The sequence below is a fragment of the Plantibacter elymi (nom. nud.) genome, from assembly GCF_900177795.1.
Taxonomy (GTDB): domain Bacteria; phylum Actinomycetota; class Actinomycetes; order Actinomycetales; family Microbacteriaceae; genus Plantibacter; species Plantibacter elymi.
In genome coordinates this window covers 166,457-181,097 of record NZ_FXWJ01000003.1, presented here as the reverse complement: position 1 = coordinate 181,097, position 14,641 = coordinate 166,457, and the positions used below count along the sequence as shown (strand labels likewise).

15 protein-coding genes are annotated in these 14,641 nt (G+C 68.8%); 7 read left to right on the top strand and 8 right to left on the bottom strand.

Annotated features, from left to right (window positions below; all coding sequences use genetic code 11):
- Positions 1-2: 2 nt before the first annotated feature.
- Positions 3-278 (top strand): F0F1 ATP synthase subunit epsilon, encoded by a 276-nt coding sequence (locus tag CCK91_RS10345; RefSeq protein WP_064295316.1) that lies wholly within the window; start codon positions 3-5, stop codon positions 276-278.
- A gap of 4 nt (positions 279-282) precedes the next feature.
- A complete protein-coding gene (locus tag CCK91_RS10340; RefSeq protein ID WP_086473953.1) occupies positions 283-1,044 on the top strand; it encodes a YaaA family protein in 762 nt (253 codons plus the stop codon).
- Between the two features lie 10 nt (positions 1,045-1,054).
- Here the strand turns inward: CCK91_RS10340 and CCK91_RS10335 are convergent, their stop codons facing one another.
- Together CCK91_RS10335 and CCK91_RS10330 are read right to left on the bottom strand one after the other, a co-directional pair.
- Entirely contained in the window at positions 1,055-1,642 is a 588-nt protein-coding gene (locus tag CCK91_RS10335) for a DNA-3-methyladenine glycosylase I (RefSeq protein WP_086473952.1), read from the bottom strand.
- Positions 1,639-2,187: a methylated-DNA--[protein]-cysteine S-methyltransferase gene (locus CCK91_RS10330; protein WP_242664508.1), complete on the bottom strand. Its 549-nt coding sequence runs from the start codon at positions 2,185-2,187 to the stop codon at positions 1,639-1,641. The genes CCK91_RS10335 and CCK91_RS10330 overlap by 4 nt, the downstream gene beginning before the upstream one ends.
- A 108-nt stretch (positions 2,188-2,295) precedes the next feature.
- Between CCK91_RS10330 and CCK91_RS10325 the strand changes: the two genes are divergently transcribed.
- Complete coding sequence (locus tag CCK91_RS10325; RefSeq protein WP_086473951.1) at positions 2,296-3,264, top strand: aldo/keto reductase; 969 nt, start codon at positions 2,296-2,298, stop codon at positions 3,262-3,264.
- 9 nt (positions 3,265-3,273) lie between these two features.
- On the opposite strand, the gene CCK91_RS10320 is transcribed toward CCK91_RS10325, so the two are convergent.
- Positions 3,274-5,040 carry a BCCT family transporter gene (locus CCK91_RS10320; RefSeq protein WP_369821889.1) on the bottom strand — a complete coding sequence of 589 codons (1,767 nt, stop codon included), beginning with the start codon at positions 5,038-5,040 and terminating at the stop codon, positions 3,274-3,276.
- A gap of 262 nt (positions 5,041-5,302) precedes the next feature.
- Here CCK91_RS10320 and CCK91_RS10315 point away from each other — a divergent pair, with 262 nt between their 5' ends.
- Both CCK91_RS10315 and CCK91_RS10310 read left to right on the top strand, forming a co-directional pair.
- Positions 5,303-6,364 carry a glycoside hydrolase family 6 protein gene (locus CCK91_RS10315; RefSeq protein WP_207568211.1) on the top strand — a complete coding sequence of 354 codons (1,062 nt, stop codon included), beginning with the start codon at positions 5,303-5,305 and terminating at the stop codon, positions 6,362-6,364.
- Between the two features lie 55 nt (positions 6,365-6,419).
- Positions 6,420-7,373 carry a response regulator transcription factor gene (locus tag CCK91_RS10310; protein WP_369821888.1) on the top strand — a complete coding sequence of 318 codons (954 nt, stop codon included), beginning with the start codon at positions 6,420-6,422 and terminating at the stop codon, positions 7,371-7,373.
- 64 nt (positions 7,374-7,437) lie between these two features.
- Here the strand turns inward: CCK91_RS10310 and CCK91_RS10305 are convergent, their stop codons facing one another.
- Together CCK91_RS10305 and CCK91_RS10300 are read right to left on the bottom strand one after the other, a co-directional pair.
- A complete protein-coding gene (locus CCK91_RS10305; RefSeq protein WP_086473949.1) occupies positions 7,438-7,815 on the bottom strand; it encodes a hypothetical protein in 378 nt (125 codons plus the stop codon).
- Positions 7,812-9,308, bottom strand: a complete 1,497-nt coding sequence (locus CCK91_RS10300; protein ID WP_086473948.1) for a glycosyltransferase — start codon at positions 9,306-9,308, stop codon at positions 7,812-7,814. The genes CCK91_RS10305 and CCK91_RS10300 overlap by 4 nt, the downstream gene beginning before the upstream one ends.
- A gap of 199 nt (positions 9,309-9,507) precedes the next feature.
- Here CCK91_RS10300 and CCK91_RS10295 point away from each other — a divergent pair, with 199 nt between their 5' ends.
- Complete coding sequence (locus CCK91_RS10295) at positions 9,508-10,146, top strand: hypothetical protein (RefSeq protein WP_242664507.1); 639 nt, start codon at positions 9,508-9,510, stop codon at positions 10,144-10,146.
- 19 nt (positions 10,147-10,165) lie between these two features.
- On the opposite strand, the gene CCK91_RS10290 is transcribed toward CCK91_RS10295, so the two are convergent.
- The 3 genes from CCK91_RS10290 to CCK91_RS10280 all read right to left on the bottom strand — a co-directional run bounded on the left by CCK91_RS10290 (position 10,166) and on the right by CCK91_RS10280 (position 13,628).
- Entirely contained in the window at positions 10,166-11,338 is a 1,173-nt protein-coding gene (locus CCK91_RS10290) for a diguanylate cyclase domain-containing protein (protein WP_086473947.1), read from the bottom strand.
- Entirely contained in the window at positions 11,335-13,071 is a 1,737-nt protein-coding gene (locus CCK91_RS10285) for a sensor histidine kinase (RefSeq protein WP_086473946.1), read from the bottom strand. Before CCK91_RS10285 ends, CCK91_RS10290 begins: the two co-directional genes overlap by 4 nt.
- A gap of 74 nt (positions 13,072-13,145) precedes the next feature.
- Positions 13,146-13,628: an Lrp/AsnC family transcriptional regulator gene (locus tag CCK91_RS10280; RefSeq protein WP_064295326.1), complete on the bottom strand. Its 483-nt coding sequence runs from the start codon at positions 13,626-13,628 to the stop codon at positions 13,146-13,148.
- 193 nt (positions 13,629-13,821) lie between these two features.
- On the opposite strand from CCK91_RS10280, the gene CCK91_RS10275 reads away from it, so the two are divergent.
- The gene (locus tag CCK91_RS10275; protein WP_242664506.1) at positions 13,822-14,628 is read left to right on the top strand and encodes a PP2C family protein-serine/threonine phosphatase; all 807 of its coding nucleotides are present in this window, start codon (positions 13,822-13,824) and stop codon (positions 14,626-14,628) included.
- Positions 14,629-14,641 lie beyond the last annotated feature (13 nt).

Sequence of the window (14,641 nt, the reverse complement as noted above, 5' to 3'; positions counted from 1 at the left end):
GCATGGCTTCCGCTCCTCTCACCGTGAGCGTTGTCGCGGCCGACCACGAAGTGTGGTCCGGCCCGGCACGCCAGCTGATCGCGAAGACCGTCGACGGCGAGATCGGTATCCTGCCCGGCCACGAGCCGATGCTGGCCATCCTCGCCGCCGGTGAGGTCCGTGTCACGCTCGAAGACGGTTCGAAGATCGTCGCGAACGCTGAAGACGGCTTCCTGTCGGTCGAGAACAACACCGTCACCGTCGTGGCCGGCAACGCCACGCTCGTGACCAGCTCCTGATTCGGTGCTGATCCTCCTTCCCCCTTCGGAGACGAAGCGGGACGGCGGCGACGGACGAGCCCTGGACACCGCCCTGCTGCGGTTTCCAGGGCTCTCCTCGTCCCGGAACGATTGCCTCGAGGCCCTGGTGTCGCTCGCTGCCGATGAGGCCGCGACAGTGAAGGCCCTGAAGCTCGGCCCCAAGCAGCTCGGCGAGGTCCAGCGCAATCGCGCGGCAGCGACGTCGCCGACGATGCCGGCGATCGACCGGTACACGGGGGTGCTGTATGACGCGCTCGATGCGGCCACGCTCCCACAGGAAGCGCGCCGCTTCGCCGCTGAGCACCTGGCCGTGCACTCGGCTCTGCTCGGCCCGGTCGGCGCGCTCGATCCCATTCCGGCGTATCGGCTCTCCCACGACTCCAGGCTTCCCGGGTTCGTCCTGAAACGTCACTGGGCTGGGCAGGTCGCCCGCGAGCTGAACGCAGTACCGGGTGTGCTGTTGGACCTGCGCTCGGAAGGCTACGCGGCGCTCGGACCGCTGCCGGACCGCGTCGGTGCCGTCTATCTGCGTGTGCTCACGGTCGGCGACGACGGCAGACGCCGGGCGCTCAACCACTTCAACAAGCAGGGCAAGGGCCGATTCACCCGCGCGCTGCTGGAAGCCGGTGTCGACCACCCTGATGTCGAATCGTTGCTCGACTGGGCACGATCGACCGGGTGGGTGCTCGACGTCCACGCCCGTGCCGACGACGGTCGGGTGGCCGAGCTCGCCCTCGTCGTCTGACCGCTCCGGATCAGGGAGCGCTCTCGGAGCGCCAGCAGCCGACGAGGTGGTCGTCGACGAGGCCTCCGGACTGCATGAGGGCGTACATCGTCGTCGGGCCGACGAACCGGTAGCCGCGCTTCCGCAGGTGTGCGCTGAGCGCGGTGGACTCAGGGGTAACCGCGGGGACCTCGGTCCACTGGGCCAACCGTGCGGGCCGCGGCGGGGGAGCGAAGCTCCAGAGGAGTTCGTCCAGGTCGTCGCCCAGCTCGAGAGCGGTGCGGGCATTGCCGATGACCGCGTTGATCTTCCCGCGGTGCCGGATGATCCGGGCGTCGTCGAGGAGGCTCTCGACATCCGCCTCCGTCATGGCTGCGACGGCGTCGAGGTCGAAGCCGTGGAACCGTTCTCGGAAGGCCGGCCGCTTCCGGAGGATCGTGATCCAGGAGAGTCCGGCCTGGAACCCCTCGAGACTGATCTTCTCGAAGACCTGACGCTGTCCGTGGAGCGGTACGCCCCACTCCTCGTCGTGATAGCGCTGGTACTCCGCGTCCGTCCCTGCCCAGGCGCAGCGGGTCAGACCGTCGGTGCCGACGATGGTCGGGGAGGTTGGACTCATCGGCGGTACGGGATCCCTTCGTGGTCGAGGAGCCAGCGTTTGGTGGCCGGCCCGTCTCCGCCAGAATAGCCCGTCACGATCCGCCCGGTTCCGAGGACGCGATGACAGGGGATGAGGAGCGCGATGGCGTTCGCTCGGACCGCCTGGCCGGCTGCGCGGCCGCCCTGCGGGGCACCGGCTGCGGCCGCAAGGGCGCCGTACCCGATGGAGTCACCGAACGGCACCTCGCCGAGCGCCGACCAGACCGCCTGCTGGAACGGCGTGCCGGTCGTGACGAGCGGGAGGTCGAACACGGTGCGTCGTCCGCGGAAGTACTCGTCGATCTGCTCCGCGGCGTCGAGGAGGACCGCGGTGGGACGTTCGTCCACTCCGTCGAGGGGGAGTCGCCCGTGGCGCTCGAAGCGTGCGGCTGAGACCGCGTCGTCGACGGAGCGGAGCTCGATCCGCCCCACCGGCGTCGGCATCCGGAGGAAGCCCTCGGCGTCCGGGTCGGTGGTGGCGGAGCAGGGGAGTACAGGATCGGTGACGGTGAGGTGTGTGGTCATGCACCGAGCGTAGGAAGCCCGTGATCGGCGTGATGCGTCACGTGGGCGTGGCCGCGACGCCGGGGCCCGACGGGTGCCTGTGGAGGACGGTCGGGCTAGCCTGGATGCATGTCTGATCTCAGCTATCGCCCCCTCGGCCGCAGCGGCCTCCTCGTCTCAGCGGTCGGCATCGGCTGCAACAACTTCGGACGCGAGGGCACGGTCACCGAGAGCCTGGACGGCACGCGCGCCGTCGTCGATGCGGCGATCGACGCCGGGGTCACCCTCTTCGACACCGCCGACATCTACGGCCGGGAGTACGGGTTGAGCGAGCAACTCCTCGGGCAGGCCATCGCCGGACGGCGGGATGAGATCGTCCTCGCGACCAAGTTCGGACATGTGGATTACGCGAGCCCGATCCCGAACTGGGGTGCCAAGGGCTCCCGTCGCTACGTCCGGCTCGCGGTCGAAGGTTCGCTCCGCCGCCTGGGCACCGACTGGATCGACCTGTACCAGCTGCACACCCCCGACCCGTTCACGCCCATCGAGGAGACGATCGCGGCCCTGGACGAGCTCGTCCACGAGGGGAAGATCCGCTACGCCGGCCACTCGAACTTCGCCGGTTGGCAGCTGACCGAGGCGGACTGGGCGGCTCGCACCGCGGGCCACCCCGCCTTCGTCTCGGCCCAGAACGAGTACAGCCTGCTCGTCCGGGGCGCGGAGCGCGAGCTGTTCCCGGCCATGCGCGCCGCCGGCGTGGGCTTCCTCCCGTACTTCCCGCTCTACAACGGCCTGTTCACGGGGAAGTTCTCCCGCGACGGCGGGCCGGCCGACAGCCGCATCATGCGCCAGCGCAAGCACCTCCTCGACACGGCGCCCTGGGACGCGATCGAGGCGTACCAAGCCTTCTGCGACGAGCGCGGCATCTCGATGCTCGAGGCTACCTTCGGCTGGTTGCTCGCCCAGGACGGGCTCACGAGTGTCATCGCCGGTGCGACCACTCCGGACCAGATCCGTGCGAACGCCGCGGCCGGTTCGGCGTGGTCGCCGACCGCCGAGGAAGCGGCCTGGATCTCGGACCGCTTCCCCGTCGGTTGAGCCGCCCGGTCAGTCCTTCGAGCGGCGCTGCTCCGGGTCCTGCTGCTGCGGTTCTGAGGATGCGGCCGGTGATCCCGGGGCGTCCGGGGACGCGAGCTGTCGGAGGTCGAGCTGGGCGGTCATCGTGCCGAAGTGCTCCGTGACCTGCTCGGAGACCTGATCCGACAGCTGTTCGCTCACGTCGGCTGAGACGCTCTCGGTGAGCTCTGCGGCGAACAGGCGACGCTTCGCCCGCTGCTCCCGTCGCACCTCGATGCCGAAGGCCTTGAACGACGAGATGCACATGAGGATGATCACGACGCTGAAGGGCAGCGCGGTGATGATGGCCGCCGTCTGCATGGACGCGAGACCGCCCGCGATGAGCAGCGAGATGGCCAGGAGGCTCGTCACGAGTGCCCAGGCGATCCGGACCCGGTTCCGCGGCTCCGTACCGCCGGTGGTGAGCATGCCCATCACGAGTGATCCCGAGTCGGCCGAGGTCACGAAGAACAGCAGGATGAGCAGGAGGGCGCCGACGGTCGCGATCGATCCGCCGGGGAGGCCGGCGAGCATGTTGAACAGGGCGGTGTTGAGGTCGACGGGACCATCCGCACTGCTGAAGTCACGGCCCTCCATCGACTGCATGATGGCGGTGCCGCCGAGCACGGCGAACCAGAGGAAGGTCACGAGGGTCGGGACGAGCAGGACGCCGAGCACGAACTGCCGCACGGTGCGGCCCTTCGAGATGCGGGCGATGAAGACACCCACGAAGGGAGCCCACGACATCCACCAGCCCCAGTAGAAGGTCGTCCACGAGGACTGCCAGGCCTCGCCGGCAGCACCCTGGTACGCAGAGACGTTGAAGGTCAGTCCGACCACGTTCTGGAGGTACGCGCCCATCGACTGCACCCACTCGCGCAGGAGGAACAGGGTCGGGCCGGCGAACAGGACGAAGAACAGGAGGAGCCCGGCGAGGATGAGGTTGGTGTTCGAGAGCCACTTCATGCCCTTGTGCACGCCGGAGACGAGGGAGAAGATCGTGACGCCGGTGATCACGAGGATGAGGATGACCTGGGTGAGGATGTTCGGCTCGGCGATGCCCGTGTAGCCGAGTCCAGCGGAGATCTGCAGCACACCGAGCCCGAGTGAGGTCGCGACGCCGAAGACGGTGCCGATGACGGCGATGGTGTCGATCGCGTTGCCCCAGCCGCCCTGCACGCGCTTGCCGAGCAGCGGTTCGATCGCCCAGCGGATCGACATCGGCCGTCCCTTGCGGTGCACGGCGTAGGCCAGGGCCACGCCGACGACCGCATAGATCGACCAGGCGTGGAGTCCCCAGTGGAGATAGGTCTGACTCATCGCTTGCTGGGCGAGGGACTGCTGGGAACCCGTGACGCCGGGGCGTGGCTCGAGGAAGTGCGTCAACGGTTCGCCGACGCCGTAGAAGACGAGCCCGATGCCCATGCCGGCGGCGAAGAGCATGGAGAACCAGGACAGGAGCGAGAACTCCGGTTCGTCGTCGTCCTTGCCGAGCTTGATGTCGCCGAACTTCGACACGGCGAAGACGATCGCCACGATGACGAAGGCCGCGACGAGGAGGACGTAGTACCACCCGAGGCCACCGATGATGCCGGACTGGATGGCGTTGAAGACGGATTCGGCCTGCTTCGGGAGCAGGATCGAGAACAGCGCGACGCCGAGGATGACGACGAGGGATGGCCCGAGCACCCAGGGGATGACCTTCGCCGGCGCACCGCCGGCGGCCGCGTCGGAGGTGGGGATGGTCTTCGTGCTCACGTGTGTGCTCCTCGGGCCGTGGGGCGACCCTGCGTCGCTCCGATCATCAAGGGTAGGGAGCCGCGGCGATCCGGACAACGTTGCGCAGCGGGCCCTGGTGTGCAGTCCGGCGTGCGCGCTCGTGGAGCGGCCGAGCGGCCCCGGACGTGTCGGTGCCTCCCGGCCACGGCATCCACCCCCACTCGGGGCACGGATTCGAGCGAATCGGCACCGTGGCGAGGCTTTGTCGGGCACAATTGCGGGTGACCATGCAGGAGGATCCGTGCCGAGAACGCCCCGCGACCGACGACGTACCCGGACGGCCGTCGCCCTCGGCGTCGTCGCCGTCCTCCTCGCCGGCGGTGCGCTCGCGGTGTCGCTCGTGAGCCGCGTCCCGAGCGCCGCCGCCGGCCCGTTCGACGGAGCGCAGTTGTACGTCGATCCGTCCTCACTTGCCGCCCGCGCCGCCGCGGCTGATCCGGCGGCCACGACCGAGCAACCGTCGAGTTCCGCCACGGCAGGGACGAGCGGCGGTTCGAACGGCGACCCGACCGACGTCGCCCAGCAGCTCGCAGCGGCGGAGCGGCTCGCGGCGGAGCCGACCGCGATCTGGCTCGTGCCGGAGCGCTACCCGATCGGAACCGTCCGGGACACCGTCTCCGAGGTCGTCCGGTCCGCCGAGCGCTCCGGTTCCATGCCGGTCTTCACGGTCTACGGCATCCCGGAGCGGGATTGCGGCAACCAGTCCGCAGGTGGGTTGTCGAGTGACGAGTACCAGGACTGGGTCGCCGAGATCGTCGCCGCGGTCGCGGATCACCGCGTCGCGGTCATCCTCGAACCGGACGCCGTCGCGCTTGCACCGGACTGCGGTGACCGCACTGCGCGGATGCGGCAACTGGCAGCCGCGACCGAGCAGTTCGCGGACGCATCCGTCCCCGTGTACCTCGACGGCGGGCACTCCGACTGGCGGCCACCCGCCGAGATGGCCGAGCTCCTCCGGGAGGCCGGTGTCGCCGACGCCACGGGTTTCGCCACCAACGTCTCCAACTACAACACGACCGAGGACGAGATCGCCTATGCGGAGGAACTGAGCGGCCTCCTCGAGGGCGCCCACTACGTGATCGACACCTCTCGGAACGGCAGCGGCTCGAACGGCGAATGGTGCAACCCGTCCGGCCGGACGGTCGGGCAGCAGCCCCTCACCGCGCGGGCCGAACACCTCGACGCGAACCTCTGGGTGAAAGCCCCCGGCGAGAGCGACGGAGCGTGCAACGGTGGCCCCCTTGCTGGGGTATGGTGGCCGGAGCAGGCCGTGCAACTGGCCAAGGGATTCAGCGCGTGGTGAGTCGGGAACGGCCACATCCGGCACGTCGCTGACGGGTGGAACGGGTAGGGGCATCGTGACCGAAGAGCTGAGCGAACGTCGGACCGCGGTCGTCATCGAAGACGACGCGGACATCCGCCAACTGCTCGAGACCGTCCTCGAGCAGGCCGGCTTCGAGACGGTGTCCGCAGCGAACGGCCTCGACGGTGTGGAGGCGGTCCGAACGCACAACCCCCTCGTCACGACCCTCGACGTCAGCATGCCGGGAATCGACGGGTTCGAAGCGGCCAAGCGCATCCGCGCCATCAGCTCCACCTACATCGTCATGCTGACCGCCCGGGGCGACGAGATCGACACCCTGCAAGGCCTCGACTCCGGTGCCGACGACTACATGACCAAGCCGTTCCGTCCGCGCGAGCTCCGTGCCCGCATCGAGGCGATGCTCCGTCGGCCTCGCGCGAACGGTGATGCTCCCGCCGTCGCGGCGGCGGCACCGGCACAATCGGCTCCGACCGCGGTCGCGCCGGCTCACGTCACCCAGGTCGCACCGGCCCAGGTCGCCGCGCCGCCCTTGCAGCAGCAGGTGTCGTCGCCCGACCCCACGATCGTCCACGAGACCGTCGCGCGTCATGCCGCTCCCGTCGGTCAGTCGGTCGTCCCGATCATCATGCAACCGGCCGCCCCAGCATCCGACGACGGCGAGGGGTGGCTCGTCCACCGCGGTCTGAAGCTCAGCTCGGCGACCCGCATCGTCGAGGTCGACGGCACCGAGGTGGACCTCACGCGGAGCGAGTTCGACCTGTTGCAGGCACTGATGGAGTCCCGTCGTCGGGTGCGCAGCAAGGCGGACCTCGCGCTCATGCTCCGTGGCGAGAGTTACATCACGGCCTACTACGTCAGCGAAGCCGACAAGCGTGCGATCGAGGTGCATCTCGCCAACCTGCGACGGAAGCTCGCGGACAGCACGGTGGCGCCGCGGTTCATCGAGACGGTGCGCGGCGTCGGCTACCGCATGACCTCCGACGACTGAGACCGCCGCGGTCCCGACCGCGACGGAGCCTCGCCGGCGACGAACGACGCCCGGTGGCCAGGGCTCAGGATTCAGCCGCGTCCGCCGCGTCGAGTTCGAGCAGTCGTTCGCAGCTGCGACGGCCGACCTCATGGAGGGCGGTGCGGATCTCGCGCACGCGATCGAGTCGCCCCAACTCGATCGCCCGGAGCCCGGCACTCGCGAGTCCGGCCACCCCGATCACGCCGAGCATGACGCTGGAGGAGCGCATACTCAGGAGGACGACCTTGGACTCATCGGTGTCGTGCGCGTCGAGCGCCGCTCCCAGACGTGCCAGACGGGTGGGCCACATCTCGACGTACGTCCGGACGAACCGACGACGACTGCGCAGGTCGCCCGAGAGTTCTCGGAGCAACCTGCGCAGTTCGTCGGCGTCGACCGTGCCCGGGTCGGGGGTGGTCACACCCGGTAGCCGCGCTGACGACGGATGAGCTTGCCGAACATGCTGAGTGTCTGCAGCACGGTGATGACGCCGAGGACCGGCCAGCCCGCCCAGAGGATCGTGGACTGGACGACGGGGGAGAGCTGGGTCCAGGCGGCGACGATCGCGATGATGGCGGCGAGGACGAACAGCAGTGGCGCGAGGTGCGCGTTGCCCGAGCCTCGTTCGGCCTTCGCCTGCTCGGCCCAGTTGTCGACCTTCTTGTTCGAGGCGAACTTCGACCAGGCTCGGATGAAGTGCCCCATGCGGATCCACATGTAGAACTCGGCCGGGAAGATGAGGACCGCGAAGAGGATGTCGCGCACATTCCGCTTCTTCATCGACAGCGCGATGCGCAGGTTGAGGAAGATGGCGATCAGCGGTGGGATGAGCCACACCGGGCTGAACACGAACGCGTGGATCGACAGCGAGCCGGCGAGCAGCACGACGAAGAGGATGCGCGTGACCATGTTGAGGAGCATCTCCGCGTTCTCGAGCCACCGCAGTCGGAGGTTCGGGTGGAGCGGCTGCCCCTTGGTGTCGCCGCGTTGGCCGGGCCACATGAGCTCGATCGCGCCGTAGTTCCACTTGACCTGCTGGGCGTCGAGCGACCGGACGGTCGTCATCCCGCCGACGTCGGCACGGGCCCGTGCGCTGATCTTCGTGAGGTAGCCGGCGCTCTTGATCTGCAGCGACAGGAGCGAGTCCTCCACCTCGGAGTCCTTGACCCACGGGGTGGACTGGTGGTTCTGCTCCATGGCGTCGCGCAGGGCCTGGACGGAGAAGATCGAGTACTGTCCGCCGAGCACGGCCATGTTGCGGCCTCGGAGCATGTTCTGCATGTTGAACGCGGCGAACTGCGTGCGCTGGCCGGCGATGAGGAACGCCGGGACGAGCTGCTTCTTGAACGGCTCGTCGTCGATCGAGAAGATCGCGGAGATGCCGCCGATGCGACTGTCCGAGACGATCTCGGCTTCGAGGGACTCGATCGCGGTCGGGTCGGCGACCGTGTCGCCGTCGACTCCGAGCAGGTAGTCGTAGCCCTCGACGAGCGTGAAGCCGTAGTTGAGCGCGCCCACCTTCTTGTCGGGGTTCTTCCCGATGTCGTGGATGAACACCTCGGTGAACTGCTCGTAGCCGTCCTCGTCGACCCGGGAGTGCGGGCCGGCGTAGGGCGCGGCGACGTCGACCGACCGGTCCGTGGTGTTGTTGATGACCACGTGGATCACGTCGGGCATCCGCGTCTGCTCGAGGAGGGACGCGAGCACTGCCGGCAGCGACTCCTCCTCGTTGTAGGCGGGGATGATGCACCCGATCGTCGCGCGGTACTCGGGGAGCGAGTTGACCGAGTCGATGAATTCGTTGGCGTACGCTTCAAGTTCGGGCGCGAGAAGCGGCTGCGTCTGAATGTACCGAGAGTCAGGCTGCTGGGCGTTGGGCCGAGAGCTGTCCGGTCGCGCTTCGAGTTCTGACATCAGGGGTCCTGTTCCGAGTGGGTCGAGTGCAGCGGGTCGCGCTGCAGTTGCAACTCTGCCGCGTTGGGCGCGGCTTTCGCGCGTGAATGCGATAGCGTCGGCTCAGGATTTCCTCAAGATTCGCGCTGGCCCCAGTTCGTGGGTCACGCGGACCCTCGAGGGTCACTCGATCATCCCTCCGACACCCGCCAGGAGCCTCATGTCGAACCACCCAAGCCCGGTCCGGAACCGGCACGTCAGGCACGCCCTCCAGGCCGCGACCGCCGCCGCGCTCGTCCTCGGGCTGAGCGCCTGCGGCACGCCTCCGTGGGAGGAGCCGGGCGCGCAGCCGACCAGCTCGCCGCGCGTGTCGAAGACGCCGAGGCCGACGGTGAGTGCGATCACCAACGAACTCGCGAGCGGGAGTGCCAAGCACACGCTCACGGCGGGCTCCGCCACCCTCACGGTCGACTACTGGTCCACACTGTCGATGGACGCGTGGACCGCGGACGTCAACAAGCCGGTGAGCTTCTCGCTCAGCGGCGTGCTCAACCCCGACGACCTGCAGGCGCTCTACCTGTCGCGGGTGACGCTCACCACGACGGTCCACGGGCCGAAGGGTCAGTTGGAGTCGCCTGCGCCGTTCACCGACCAGTCGACGGTGGCACCGGGGTACCTCATCAAGGCGCCGTACAGCTACAGCCAGACGTTCGTCCTCCCCGAGGTGGACAGCGCCGCGACCGGCGTCACGTTGACGATCACCTACGAGCTGCTGGTGCAGGCGACGCCGACGTCCGCCGAGTATGCGAAGCAGACTGCGGTGGACACCCTCACGATCGCGATCGCCCCGCAGGCCTGACCGAGCTCGGTCCGAGCCGTCAGCGGCCCGTGGCCGTCGACGAGGCGAGGACCGTGCGGTTCCCGCCGGCTGCAGCGGCACGCAGGCTGGCGTCGCTTGCTGCACGCGTGAGGACGCCGACGTCGTACCCGAGGTAGTCGGTCAGAGCGATCCCGATGCTCGCCGTCGGGCGCAGGCGCGGCGTGGTTTCGACGGGGTGGTCGAGCAGGCCGTCCTGGATGCCCTTGGCCGCCTGGAGCGCGACGTCGGCGTCCACCGCTGGGGTCGCGATCAGGAGACATCCGGCGCCGTCCTCGCCGATGTCGGAGAGCGTCGGACCGTATCGACGGACCGAGGAGATGAACCCCTCGGCGACCTCACTACTGAACGCCGCTCCGAACGCCGTCTTCATCTCATCGAGGTCGTCGAGCCGGATGTGGAGGATCGCGAGCTGCTCGTCGTGGAAGTTGGCCCGTTCCAGCCAGTCGTCGACGATCCGGATGAAGGACTCCTGGAGGAGGACGTCGTCACCCGTGTACGCGACGATGCTCCCGTGTCGTCGGCTCGCGGGTGCGGCGCGCTCAGCCCGCAGGACGGACAGCACCACGGTCGCGACGATGAGCAGCGCGATGAGCAGCAGCGAGGCGGCCACGGTCCCGAAAAGCGTCGTGAACAAGGAACCGTCCGGCCCCTCCACGAGGAGTGCGATCAGCCGAGCCGCGAAGAACAGGGACGCGATGCCGAGCACGATGGTGAAGCCGCGGGTGGTCGGGTTGTCCCGCATCGCGCCCACGAGCGTCTCAGCGGTGCCGAGGCCCGCGAAGAGGGCGATGCAGAGGAACGTCGCGGGCGCGCCCGCCCAGGGGCCTCCCGAGGGCCCGGCGGCGAGCGCGGCGACGATCGTGACCGCGGTCCCGATGAGTGAGACCCAGAGCAGACTCGATTTGCCGTTGAAGAGCCGTGCGCCGGACCACAGGGCGGCGATGCTCAGGACGTATCCACCGTTCCCGGCGGCGATCGCCCACCAGGCCTCCTGGCTGAGCGCGCTGACGACGTAGGAGAAGCTGGTGAACATCCCGGCCATGTAGGACACGGACCACACCCGCCCGCTCGCGTCGTCCTTCCGCATGAAGGTGTTGACGATGAACGTGGCGCCGCAGACGAAGATCACGAGCGCGTTGATCACCGCGACGGTCTGGCTGTCGAAGGTCATTCGGTCCCGCCTCTCGGAATGCGGACGACCGCGGTCGTGCCCTCGCCGAGCACACTGTGGAGGGTGAGGTCGCCGCCGTGCAAGCGGACGATGTCCCGACTGATCGCGAGGCCGAGGCCGCTGCCGTGCACCGTGGAGTTGCGGACGAGGTCGGAGCGGAAGAACCGCTCGAAGAGCTTCGGTTGGTCCTCCTCGGAGATGCCGATGCCGGTGTCGCGCACGATGACCCAGGCGGTGTCGCCCTCCGCGGTGACGCCGACGCTCAGCTCGCCGCCATCCCGGTTGTACTTGATGCCGTTCGAGAGCAGATTGTCGACGACCTGCCGGAGGCGGAACGGGTCGGCGAAGAGCGGTACCGCCTCCTCGTCGTGGCGCACGATGGTGATGCTCCGTTCGGCGGCCACGTGCGCCAACGACTCGACCGAGCGGTCGACGATCTCCCGGAGCTCGCACTCGGAGCGTTCGAGCACCATGGTCCGGTTCACGTCGCGGGAGGCGGCGAGGATGTCCGCGATGAGTTCGAGGAGTCGATCGCCGTTCGTCTGGGCGATCGTGAGCTGCTTCGCGACCCGCGGTGGGAGCCCCGGGTCGTCGAGCGCGAGGTCGAGATAGCCGAGGATCGACGTCAGCGGCGTCCGGAGCTCGTGCGAGACGGAGGCCACGAGGTCGTCCCTGGCGCGGATCGCATTGATCTCGCTCGTGACGTTGCGTGAGACGAGCACCGTGCCGTCGTAGCCGCCCTCATGGTCGTAGAGGCGGCGGGAGGTGAGGGCGAGGGCGATCCGCTCGGTACCGGGAGCGCCGAGCCACACGGTGAGGTTCTCGAACTCCTCACCACGGCGTGCACGGATGTACGGCTTGTCCTGCGGCTGGAGGAGGGTCAGCCCGTCCTCGGCCCACACCGGGAGGGCGGGATTGACGTCGGACAGCTCGCCGACCTCGTCCTGCAGCCGCGTCTGGAACCGGTTGACCATCGCCCGGGCTCCGATCCGGTCGAAGCGGACGACGCCGAAGTTCACGGCGTTGAGGATCTCCGCGAGGCGGCTCTCCTGGTCCTGGGCGCGCCCCAGGGCGGTCTCGAGCTGGCCGGCCTGCTTGTTCAGCAGCACGCGCTGCGCCTCCGTCCGCTTCGCCGTCATCGCGGTGGAGACGGCGACGAACGCGAGGACCGTCGGAAGGATGACGAGCGCCGGCAGGTTGGCGATGGTGATGTCCCCCGGGGTCATGGCCAGGGAGGACCAGCTCGACGTGCAGACGAGCACGATGGCGGTGACGGCCCCGGCGAGGCCGAAGGCCGTCGCCATCCAGATGGTCGGGAAGACCCAGAGGAGTCCCGCGCCGATCAGCGGCTCGCCCTGTCGGATGAGCGCGATGGCGATGATGTCGAGGATCGGGAGCACGATGAGCAGGCGCGGCGCTTGGTGCCAGGGAACGATCGGCGCGAGCGCTGTAGCGATGAACGCCAGGATCACCCCGACGTAGAACAGGACGGAGTTGTCGTCGACGCCCTGGAACAGGAGCGTGGCGAAGAGGATGGCGACGACCGCCAGGCCGAAGAGCAGCTGGGGGAAGGCGCTGTAGCCGGTCATCCGGCCGACGCGTCGTGGGACCTCGACCGCGTGCGGGCCCGTTCTCGTAGGGCCGGTGTCCGCGAGACCGGGTGCCGAGGCGGTGTCACCCGACGTCGACGGGCCGGACGGGGGAGTCCGTTCTCCGGTCGGCTTCGCGGGCATGGGTTGAGCGTACCTCTGTCGGGGGTGGCGGAGCGTGATACGAGGGACGGCTTGCGCCGGCGCGGGAATCCCCTCTAGCGGGTGCCCCAGTCGTAGAGCTGCTTGTGCAGGCGCAGGTAGACGAAGGTCTCCGTTCCGGAGACACCGTCGACGGTGCGGATCTCGTCGTTCAGCAGCGCGATCAGTTCCTCGTCGTCCTCGCAGACCACTTCGACCAGCAGGTCGAAGGAGCCGGCGGTCAGGACGACGTAGTCGACCGCCGACAGCGCGGACAGGCGGTCCGCGACCACGCGGGTGTCACCGGTCACCCGGACACCGATCATCGCCTGCCGGGTGAAACCGAGCTGCATCGGGTCGGTCACCGCGACGATCTGGATGACGCCGGACTCCGTGAGCTTCTGCACCCGCTGCCGCACGGCGGCCTCGCTGAGCCCGACGGCCTTCCCGATCTCGGCGTAGGAGCGACGGCCATCGGTCTGGAGCTGCTCGATGATCGCCTTCGAGGTGTCGTCGGGCGGCGCCGCCTTCGCGGGTGCATCGGAGCTCGCTCGTGTCATGCGTCGATCATGACAGCGCAGACGGGTCGCGGCAAGCGGATCCGCAGGACCGACCGACCCCGGCGTCCGGATCCGTCGTCGCCGATCCGCGGACGGAATCCGCCGAGCCGGGTGAGGCGGTCCTGTGGCCGGCCGGTACCGTACTATCGTCGAGGGTGCATCAGCCACCGCCAGCCGTATTAGAGGAGCAGACGTGACCGAGCACGGGCAACGGATCGTCACGCTGCCCGGCGGGCGTCGAGTCTCACTCGCGTGGGCGGGCATGACCGATGTCGGCAAGCGGCGCGAGTTGAACGAGGACGCCTTCGTGGCGCTCCCTCCCGTGTTCGCCGTGGCCGACGGCATGGGTGGGCACTCCGCCGGCGAGGTCGCGAGTGCCGCGGTCGCGCACCGCCTGACCAAGGCCACCGAGGGAGCCGAGATCCTCACCGTCGACGGCCTCGTCGACGCGCTGCGCATGGCCGTCGCGGACATGATCGACACCGCGGAGGAGGGCGAACTCGGCATGGGCACCACCGTCACCGGTGTCGTGCTGACGGCAGACGAGGGCGAGGGTCGCGTCGCGGTCTTCAACATCGGCGACTCCCGGGTGTACCGGTTGCAGGAGGGCGAGCTGGTCCAGGTCACCGAAGACCACTCGATCGTCCAGGAGTTGATCCGCGCCGGAGCGATCAGCCCGGAGGAGGCGGAGTTCCACCCGAACAGCAACATGATCACCCGGGCCGTCGGACCGTCGGACGACCCCGTACCGGATGTCGAGCTCTTCCCCATCGAGACCGGTGCCCGATGGCTCGTCTGCTCGGACGGGCTCACGAAGGAACTCACCGACCACGGGATCTGGTACTTCCTGACGGAGGGGGCCACGCCGGTCGACGCGGCCGAACTCCTCCTGCGTGCCGCCCTCGACAACGGCGGACGCGACAACGTCTCGGTCATCGTGCTCGACATCGCGGCGGTCGACGAGGCTGCGGACGAGGGCGTCGAGCAGCCCGCCTCCTGAGCCCGCTCCACAG

Bases quoted from the DNA above. Each gene is read 5' to 3' on its own strand.
- CCK91_RS10345 (WP_064295316.1), top strand. From the start codon at position 3: ATGGCTTCCGCTCCTCTCACCGTGAGCGTTGTCGCGGCCGACCACGAA.
- CCK91_RS10335 (WP_086473952.1), bottom strand. From the start codon at position 1,642: ATGAGTCCAACCTCCCCGACCATCGTCGGCACCGACGGTCTGACCCGC.
- CCK91_RS10330 (WP_242664508.1), bottom strand. From the start codon at position 2,187: ATGACCACACACCTCACCGTCACCGATCCTGTACTCCCCTGCTCCGCC.
- CCK91_RS10325 (WP_086473951.1), top strand. From the start codon at position 2,296: ATGTCTGATCTCAGCTATCGCCCCCTCGGCCGCAGCGGCCTCCTCGTC.
- CCK91_RS10300 (WP_086473948.1), bottom strand. From the start codon at position 9,308: ATGTCAGAACTCGAAGCGCGACCGGACAGCTCTCGGCCCAACGCCCAG.
- CCK91_RS10295 (WP_242664507.1), top strand. From the start codon at position 9,508: ATGTCGAACCACCCAAGCCCGGTCCGGAACCGGCACGTCAGGCACGCC.
- CCK91_RS10290 (WP_086473947.1), bottom strand. From the start codon at position 11,338: ATGACCTTCGACAGCCAGACCGTCGCGGTGATCAACGCGCTCGTGATC.
- CCK91_RS10285 (WP_086473946.1), bottom strand. From the start codon at position 13,071: ATGCCCGCGAAGCCGACCGGAGAACGGACTCCCCCGTCCGGCCCGTCG.
- CCK91_RS10280 (WP_064295326.1), bottom strand. From the start codon at position 13,628: ATGACACGAGCGAGCTCCGATGCACCCGCGAAGGCGGCGCCGCCCGAC.